The sequence below is a fragment of the Azospirillum sp. B506 genome, from assembly GCF_000333595.1.
Lineage (GTDB): Bacteria > Pseudomonadota > Alphaproteobacteria > Azospirillales > Azospirillaceae > Azospirillum.
Genome location: NZ_BADK01000988.1, coordinates 1 through 8573, shown reverse-complemented (window position 1 = coordinate 8573; position 8573 = coordinate 1). Strand labels below are relative to the sequence as shown.

Genomic DNA, 8573 nt, shown 5'->3' with positions numbered 1-8573 from the left:
ATGGTGCCGGCATCGACATTGCGCTCCAGCATCGGCACCTGGAGGACGCGCCCGGTCGAGGGGAGATCGGCAGGAAGGGGCTGTAGGTCGCTTGACGCTCGGCGCCGAGGGTGGGCAGCATCACCGCCATCACCTCGTCGTAATGGCGCAGGATGCCGAGCAGCGCCTCGTCGAAGCGGCCGGACTTGTACCAGTCGGTGGAGGACTGGAACTCGTATTCGAAGCCGAAGCTGTCGAGGAAGGCGCGCAGCCGGGCGTTGTTGTGGGCGCCGAAGCTGTCATGGGTGCCGAAGGGATCGGGCACCTGGGTCAGCGGCTTGCCCAGGTTGGCCGCCACCATCTCCTTGTTGGGGATGTTGTCGGGGACCTTGCGCAGCCCGTCCATGTCGTCCGAGAAGCAGAACAGCTTGGTCGGAATGTCGCTCATGGTCTGGAAGGCGTGGCGCACCATGCTGGTGCGCGCCACCTCGCCGAAGGTGCCGAGATGCGGCAGGCCCGACGGACCATAGCCGGTCTCGAACAGGACATAGCCTTTGGCGGGCGGCGCTTTCGCAAAGCGCGCGACCAGTTTGCGCGCCTCCTCGAACGGCCATGCCTTCGCCTGCAACGCCAGATCCCGTTCGCCGGTCATCGTCGGACCCTTTCGAAACCACAAAGAGAAAGTTGGGAATGAGGGCAAAGACCCTAGGGCCGGCCGGGCGTGGCGTCAACCATGGGCGTCCGCCGCGATGCCCGGCGGGGTGGGTGTTCCGGGCCACTTGCGGCACCCGGCCGGCCGGTCCATCCTGCGCGGCCCGCGGGACTGGCCTTGCGGGAGTCGGTGGGGTTGCGGGCGATGAGCTGGCTGTATCTGGTGGTGGCGATCCTGTTCGAGGTCGTCGGCACCTCGGCGATGAAGATGTCGGACGGGATGACGCGGCTCGGCCCGGCGGCGGTCGTGGTGGTGTGCTACGGCATCGCCTTCCTGCTGCTGGCCAAGGCCTTGCGCAGCATGGAGGTCGGCATCGCCTATGCCATCTGGTCGGCGACGGGCACGGCGGCCATCGCCGCCATCGGCGTCTTCGTGTTCGGAGAGTCCCTGACGGTGATGAAGGTGGTCGGCATCCTCCTGATCGTCGCCGGGGTGATCAGCCTGCACATGGCGAATGGGGCGGCCTAAACCCCGACCCTGAACGGGTTCACCTGGCGGGCGGCGCGTTCCACCGCGTCCGCCGGGCCGGGGCGGCCGAGATAATAGCCCTGGGCGACGTCGCAGTTCAGGGCGCGCAGGGCCTCCAGCGTTTCGGCATCCTCGACGCCCTCGGCGACGGCGGTCAGGTTCAGGCTGTGGGCCATCTGGATGACGGCGGCGGTGATCTTGGCGCTGTCGTGGTTGCTGGTGAGGTCGGCGACGAAACCGCGGTCGATCTTCAGCTTGTCCACCGCCAGACGGCCGATGTAGGACAGGTTGGAATAGCCGGTGCCGAAATCGTCGATCGACACCTGCACCCCCATCGCCTTCAGGCGGCGCAGATTGTCCATCACCACGTCGGTGTTCTGGATCAGCATCGATTCGGTCAGCTCCAGCTCCAGCAGCAGCGGGTCCAGGCCGCTGTCGGCCAGCGCTCCCGTTACCGTGCGGACCAGGTCGCCGCGCTGAAGCTGCAGGGCCGACAGGTTGACCGCCACCGACAGCGACAGGCCGCGATCCTGCCACGCCGCCGCCTGCCGGCAGGCCTCCGCCAGGACCCAGGCGCCGATCGGCACGATCAGCCCGCTGTCCTCGGCGATGGGGATGAAGTCGCCGGGCGGGACCATGCCCTTGTCCGGGTGGTTCCAGCGCAGCAGCGCCTCCGCACCGGTCACGGCGCCGGTCTCCAGGCTGACCTGCGGCTGGTAATGGATCAGGAATTCCCCCCGTTCCAGCGCACGGCGCAGGCCGCTGCGGGTGGACAGGTGGGCCACCGCCTCGGCGTTCATCGCCTCGGCGTAGAAGCGGTGGGTGTCGCGCCCGGCCGCCTTGGCATGGTGGAGCGCCGTGTCGGCGTTCTTCAGCAGGGTGGCGAAATCCTTGCCGTCGGCAGGGGCCAGTGCCGCGCCCGACGACAGGGTGACGGTCAGCTCCTGCCCGGCGGCCTGGAAGGGCTCGGCCATCGCCTCGTGCAGGGAGGCGACGGTCTCCACCACCGCGTCGATGTCTGGCCGGCCGGCCAGCAGCAGGATGAACTCGTCGCCGCCGCCGCGGCTGACCGTGTCGGTGTCGCGCACCGCCGTCTTCAGCCGCTCCGCCACCGCGCGCAGCAGGGCATCGCCGACGGCGTGGCCGAGGCTGTCGTTCACCGTCTTGAAACGGTCCAGCCCGCAGGCGACCAGCGCCACCAGCCGGCCGTGACGCTCCGCCCGTGCCAGCGCCTGATCGGTGCGGTCCTGCAGCAGGACGCGGTTGGGCAGCAGGGTCAGCGTGTCGTGGCGCGACAGAAACTCCATGCGCTCCTGCGCCGCCTTGCGCTCGGTGATGTCGCGGATGAGGACCATCACCCGGCGGTCGTTGCCGTCGATGACGGCCCGCCGCATGCTGACCTCCGTCCAGAACAGCGACCCGTCCAACCGCCGGGCATGCCATTCGATCAGCTGCGGCTCCCCGCCGGCCGCCTTGAAGCGCCACTCCGCAGCCGTCTCCGCCGTGTAGGGCGGCTCGCCGGAGCTGAGCGTGTCGATGTCGATGTCCGACAGCGGCACCTCGCCCACCCGGTACATCTCCCTCATCCGGCGGTTCACGTCCAGGATCGCGCCGCTGTCCAGATCATGGATGACGATGGCGTCATTGACGCTGTCGAAGATGGTGCGGACGCGCTCTTCGCTGGCGGTCAAGGCCGCGACCGCGGCGCGCAGGCTCTCGGTCTTGCTTTCGACCTGCCGGCGCAGCAGCAGGCCCCAGACCAGCACGCCGATGCCGAGCACGACCAGGCCGGCCAGCAGCTTGATCAGCAGGTCCATCAGCTGGGGGCTGACCATGCCGGTGAGGCGTCGGCCGACCCAGCGTTCCTCGATCGCCCTGCGCTCTTCCGGGGTGATGCGGGCGAAGCCGTCGGCGATCAGGCGGAACAGGGCGGCATCGCCCTTGCGCACCGCCCAGTGCAGCTCGCCGGTGTAGAGCGGTTCGGTGTATCGGAAACGCCCCTGCACGCCGCGCTTGGTCATGTAATAGCGGGCCGACGGGTCGTCCATGCAGAAGACCCGGGTTTCCTGGCGGGCCGCGGCGTCGACCATCACCTCGAAGCCGGGATAGCGCTGGAAGGCGGTGATGCCGTGGTCGGCCAGCCATTCAATGCAGAAATCGCTGTCCTTCACCCCGACCGTGAAGGCGCGCAGCGACTCCACCCCGGTGATGCCGCTGAGGTCGGCGCTGAACCAGATCGGCACGTCGACGCGGGCATAGGGCTTGGAGAAGTCGTAGAGCAGGTCGCGGGCGCTGTTGCGGAAGATGGTCTCGATGACGTCGGCGTCGCCCCTGTCCATGGCCTGCCGGGCCAACCCCCAGTCCAACGGCATCATCCGCACCGGAATGCCGGTCTTCTGCGACCACAGCGCCCACAGATCCTTCACGATGCCGGCATGGCCGCCGTCCGGGGTGTGGAAGCTGTAGGGTGGGTAATTGTTGTCCAGTGTCACCCGGATCTCGGCCGGGCGGGTTCCGCCATCCGGAACCGCGGCCGGCACCGGCGTGTTGATCGCCGCCGCCGGGGCATTCGCCAGGAGCGACAGCAGCAGGATTGCCAGCACCCGCGCCACCGCGGCCCGCGCGGTCCGGATCATGGAGGCGCCCCGGAGTGGACGGTCGGCGGACGGAGCGTGGCGGACATGGACATGGCCCTTGCCGAGGTCATGGACAGCGCGGGCGCGTGAGGCCGTCACGCCGCCATCGCCAACTTACTTAAGAGGGTAACCCTTTCGATGTGCAGCGGCAACGAAGGGTTCTTCCGGGCTTGTGACAAGCTCCCGCGTCGACGGCGGGCACCGCCGTCGCGGGGGCCTCAGGGGGTGCGGTCCGCGGGTGGGGAGGTGGGGCGGGATCCGGCCTGGGCGCGCAGGGCGTCGCGGATCTCCTCCAGAAGCTGCTCCTGCCGCGGCGGGGTCTTCGGGGTCTCCTTGTGCAGGATGTGCAGCCGGTTGACCTGCCGGACGATCAGGAACAGGGCGCCGGAGACGATCAGGAAATTGATGCAGGCGTTGATGAAGCGGCCGTAGTTGATCGTGGCCGCACCCGCCTTTTCGGCGGCCTGCAACGAATCGTAATGGCCGCCGGACAGGCTGAAGAAATAGTTGGAGAAGTCGATGCCGCCCATGACCCAGCCGATGGGCGGCATCAGGATGTCCTTGACCAGGGAATTGACGATTCCCGTAAAGGCGGCACCGATGATGATGCCGACCGCCAGCTCGACGACATTGCCGCGGCTGATGAACTTCTTGAACTCTTCGAACATGGCGTCCCGTTTCTCCGTGGTCACGGAAGGGAAACGGGGCGGGGCGGAGATGGTTTCATGGACGGTGGGGCGCCGGCAGCCCCCCACCGGACAGCCCCTTACGCCATGCGGCCGTGGCAGTGCTTGAACTTCTTGCCGGAGCCGCAGGGGCAGGCGGCGTTGCGCGGGGTGTTCTCCATCACCTCGGGCGGCAGCGGCTGGTCTTCCGGCGTGCCCACGAGCGAGGATGCGAGCGCGGAGGCGCGGACCATGCCGTCCGGCAGCGCCTCGCCACCCTCGGCCATCGCCAGCGCCGGGTCCATGCGGCCCTCGTGCATCTCCTGCATCTGGCGGGCGAACAGTTCCTCCTGCGACGGCGCCATGCGGATTTCGACATGCATCAGGATGGTGGTGACCTGCTCGCGCAGCGCCATCAGCATGCTGTCGAACAACTCGAAGGCCTCGCGCTTGTACTCGTTCAGCGGATCCTTCTGGGCATAGGCGCGCAGGTTGATGCCCTGGCGCAGATGGTCGAGCTGGAGGAGATGGTCCTTCCATTCCTGGTCCAGGATCTGGAGCAGGATGCTCTTCTCGACATGCCGCATCGTCTCGGCGCCGTAGGCCTCCTCCTTCTCCGCATATTTGCGGTCGGCGGCCTCGCGCACGCGCTCCTCGATCTCCGGCTCGGCGATGCCCTCTTCCTTGGCCCAGTCATGGACCGGCAGATCCATGCCCAGCACGCGGTTGACCGCCTCGTGCAGGCCGTCGATGTCCCACTGCTCGGAGTAGCTGTTGGCGGGAATCGCGGTCGACACCATGTTGGCGATGATCTGGTGGCGCATCTCGCGGATTTCCTCCGCGATGTCCTCGCTCTCCATCACCTCGTGGCGCTGCTCGTAGACGACCTTGCGCTGGTCGTTCATCACGTTGTCGAACTTCAGCAGGTTCTTGCGGACCTCGAAATGGTGCGCCTCGACCTTCTGCTGCGCCTTCTCCAACGCCTTGTTGATCCAGGGATGGATGATCGCCTCGCCCTCCTTCAGGCCGAGGCGCTGGAGCATGCTGTCCATCCGGTCCGACCCGAAGATGCGCATCAAATCGTCTTCCAGCGACAGGAAGAATTTGGATGTGCCGGGGTCGCCCTGGCGGCCGGAGCGGCCGCGCAGCTGGTTGTCGATGCGGCGGCTCTCATGCCGCTCGGTGCCGACGACGTAGAGGCCGCCGGCCTCCTTCACCTTCTCGCGCGCTTCGGCGATCTCGTCCTCGATCTGCTTGATGCGGGCCTCGCGCTCCGGCCCTTCCGGCACGCCGGCCAGCTCGACCTCGATCCGCATCTGGAGATTGCCGCCGAGCTGGATGTCGGTGCCGCGGCCGGCCATGTTGGTGGCGACCGTCACCGCCCCGGCGCGGCCGGCCTGGGCGACGATGTAGGCTTCCTGCTCGTGGTGGCGGGCGTTCAGGACATTGTGCGGGATGCCGCGTTTGGTCAGCAGCTCCGACAGCAGTTCCGACTTCTCGATCGAGGTGGTGCCGACCAGGACCGGCTGGCCGCGCTTGCGCGCGTCCTCGATCAGGTCGGTCATCGCATGGTACTTCTCGGTCGCGGTGCGATAGACCTCGTCGTCATGGTCGATGCGCTTGACCGGGACGTTGGTCGGCATGTCGACCACTTCCAGCCCGTAGATTTCGCCGAACTCCGCCGCTTCGGTCAGGGCGGTGCCGGTCATGCCGGCCAGCTTCGGGTAGATGCGGAAGTAGTTCTGGAAGGTGATGGAGGCCAGCGTCTGGTTCTCGCGCTGGATCGTCACCTTCTCCTTGGCTTCCAGCGCCTGGTGCAGGCCTTCGGAGAAGCGGCGGCCGTCCATCATGCGGCCGGTGAACTCGTCGATGATGACGACCTTGTCGTCCTTGACGATGTAGTCCTTGTCGCGCTGGAACAGCATGTGGGCGCGCAGCGCCTGCTGCGAATGGTGGACCAGCGCCACATTCTGGATGTCGTAGAGACCGCCCGACTTCAGCAGCCCGGCCTGAGCCAACAGTTGCTCCATATGCTCCTGGCCGGCTTCGGTGAAGCTGACGGAGCGGTGCTTCTCGTCCTTCTCGTAATCCTCGGGAACCAGCATCGGGATCAGCCGGTCGACCTGGACATACATCTCCGACGAATCGGTGGAGGGGCCGGAGATGATCAGCGGCGTGCGCGCCTCGTCGATCAGGATCGAGTCGACCTCGTCGACGATGGCGAAGTTGAAGGGCCGCTGGACCAGCTCCTCCAGCCGGAACTTCATGTTGTCGCGCAGATAGTCGAAGCCGAACTCGTTGTTCGTGCCGTAGGTGATGTCGGCGGCATAGGCGGCGCGGCGCTCGTCGTCGTCCAGCCCATGGACGATGCAGCCGGTGGACAGCCCGAGGAAGCCGTAGACCCGCGCCATCCAGCCGCTGTCGCGCGAGGCGAGGTAGTCGTTCACGGTGACGACGTGGACGCCCTTGCCTTCCAGCGCGTTGAGATAGACGGCCAGCGTGGCGACCAGCGTCTTGCCTTCGCCGGTGCGCATCTCGGCGATCTTGCCGCTGTGCAGCACCATGCCGCCCATCAGCTGCACGTCGAAATGGCGCTGGCCCAGCACGCGCTTGGCCGCCTCGCGCACGGTGGCGAATGCGTCGGGCAGGATGTCGTCCAGCGTCTCGCCCTTGGCCAGCCGCTCGCGCAGCCAGTCGGTGCGACCCTTCAGCTGGTCGTCCGACAGCGCGGCGACCGACGGCTCCAGCGCGTTGATCTGAGCGACGGTCTTGTGCAGCGCCTTGACCGCGCGCGTGTTGGCGGTGCCGAAAATCTTGCGGGCGAGAGCGCCGAACATGAAAACCTCGGGAGTAAAGCGGAATGTGGGCCAGCCTATCGACGGGTCTCACATAGGACTATGGCAAGGCGCTGTCAACGAGACCGGGCCGGCGGGGGTCCCGTTGCGGCATTTGCGCAGGCGGTTGGGCGGCGGCAGGGCCTGGGGCAAGGTGGTGCGCGCCATGACCGTTTGATGAATTCGCGTCCAGAAAGCGCCGCGGCGGTTGGCCGGTGCCGGCCGGGGCTGGTATCCCCATCGCAGGCGCATGAGCTACAGGGCGGTTGCCACGTTAACAGAGCAATGGGGGCCTTGCCCCGCGTGGCTCAGCCATGCTTAATCCCCTGCGGAATCGGGCGCGGAGCGGCGGATGGCTCCGATGCCGCAGACCATGCGAAACGGGCGCCGGCCCATCGGCCGCCCATGTGTTGCGAAGCATCCGCCGGAAGGAAACAGACACGCCATGGTTCAACGAGTGTTCCGCACCGCGCTCCTGTCGGTTGCCGCCTGCGGCATCGCGCTGGCCGCCCATGCCCAGACGCCGGCCCCCGCCACCCCGGCGCCGGCCGCTCCGGCTCCGGCCGCCGCCGCTGCTCCGGCCGCCCCGGCCGATCCGGTGGTCGCCCGCGTCAACGGCGAGGAGCTGCACAAGTCGGACGTCACCCGCATGGTCTCGCAGCTGCCGCCCCAGGTGCAGCAGATGCCGCTTGAGATGATCTATCCGGCGGTGATCGACCAGCTGGTCAGCGGCAAGCTGGTCTCCTCGGCCGGCTACAAGGCCGGTCTGGCCGATTCGGCCGAGGTGAAGGACGAGATCAAGCGCGCCGAGGAGCGCGCGGTCCAGCGCGCCTACATCCAGAAGGAAATCAAGGCCCGCGTCACGCCCGAGGCGCTGAACAAGGCCTATCAGGATTACCTGAAGGAGAACCCGGCGCAGGAGGAGGTCAAGGCCGCCCACATCCTGGTCGAGAAGGAAGACGAGGCCAAGGCCATCATCGCCCAGCTGAAGAAGGGCGGCGATTTCGCCAAGCTGGCCAAGGAGAAGTCCAAGGACGCCGCCGCGGCGGCCCAGGGCGGCGACCTCGGCTACTTCACCAAGGACGCGATGGTCGAGCCCTTCGCCAACGCCGCCTTCGCGATGAAGCCGGGCGAGATCAGCAAGGAGCCGGTCAAGACCCAGTTCGGCTATCACATCATCAAGGTCGAGGACAAGCGGACCCAGCCGCAGCCGACGCTCGACGAGGTGAAGCCGCAGCTGGAACAGACGCTGTCGAAGGACATCGTCACCGCCCTGGTC

The 8573-nt window shown here is 67.3% G+C and carries 5 protein-coding genes and 1 pseudogene; 2 read left to right on the top strand and 4 right to left on the bottom strand.

What is annotated here, in order from left to right; genetic code table 11:
* Nucleotides 1-631 (bottom strand): annotated as a pseudogene (gene lysK / locus I71_RS30510) (lysine--tRNA ligase); the annotation flags it as partial.
* Between the two features lie 177 nt (nucleotides 632-808).
* Here lysK and I71_RS30505 point away from each other — a divergent pair.
* A complete protein-coding gene (locus I71_RS30505; RefSeq protein ID WP_307189039.1) occupies nucleotides 809-1159 on the top strand; it encodes a multidrug efflux SMR transporter in 351 nt (116 codons plus the stop codon).
* Here I71_RS30505 and I71_RS30500 read toward each other — a convergent pair.
* The 3 genes from I71_RS30500 to secA all read right to left on the bottom strand — a co-directional run bounded on the left by I71_RS30500 (nucleotide 1156) and on the right by secA (nucleotide 7297).
* A complete protein-coding gene (locus I71_RS30500) occupies nucleotides 1156-3894 on the bottom strand; it encodes an EAL domain-containing protein (RefSeq protein ID WP_244434152.1) in 2739 nt (912 codons plus the stop codon). The two genes, I71_RS30505 and I71_RS30500, sit on opposite strands and share 4 nt — an antisense overlap.
* Before the next feature lie 119 nt (nucleotides 3895-4013).
* Nucleotides 4014-4463 carry a large conductance mechanosensitive channel protein MscL gene (gene mscL, locus I71_RS30495; RefSeq protein ID WP_042703215.1) on the bottom strand — a complete coding sequence of 150 codons (450 nt, stop codon included), beginning with the start codon at nucleotides 4461-4463 and terminating at the stop codon, nucleotides 4014-4016.
* 98 nt (nucleotides 4464-4561) lie between these two features.
* Nucleotides 4562-7297, bottom strand: a complete 2736-nt coding sequence (gene secA, locus I71_RS30490) for a preprotein translocase subunit SecA (protein WP_042703213.1) — start codon at nucleotides 7295-7297, stop codon at nucleotides 4562-4564.
* A gap of 442 nt (nucleotides 7298-7739) precedes the next feature.
* Here secA and I71_RS30485 point away from each other — a divergent pair.
* The coding region (locus I71_RS30485; protein ID WP_049976411.1) for a peptidylprolyl isomerase at nucleotides 7740-8573 on the top strand (834 nt) is incomplete at its 3' end.

Bases quoted from the DNA above. Each gene is read 5' to 3' on its own strand.
- mscL (WP_042703215.1), bottom strand. From the start codon at position 4,463: ATGTTCGAAGAGTTCAAGAAGTTCATCAGCCGCGGCAATGTCGTCGAG.
- secA (WP_042703213.1), bottom strand. From the start codon at position 7,297: ATGTTCGGCGCTCTCGCCCGCAAGATTTTCGGCACCGCCAACACGCGC.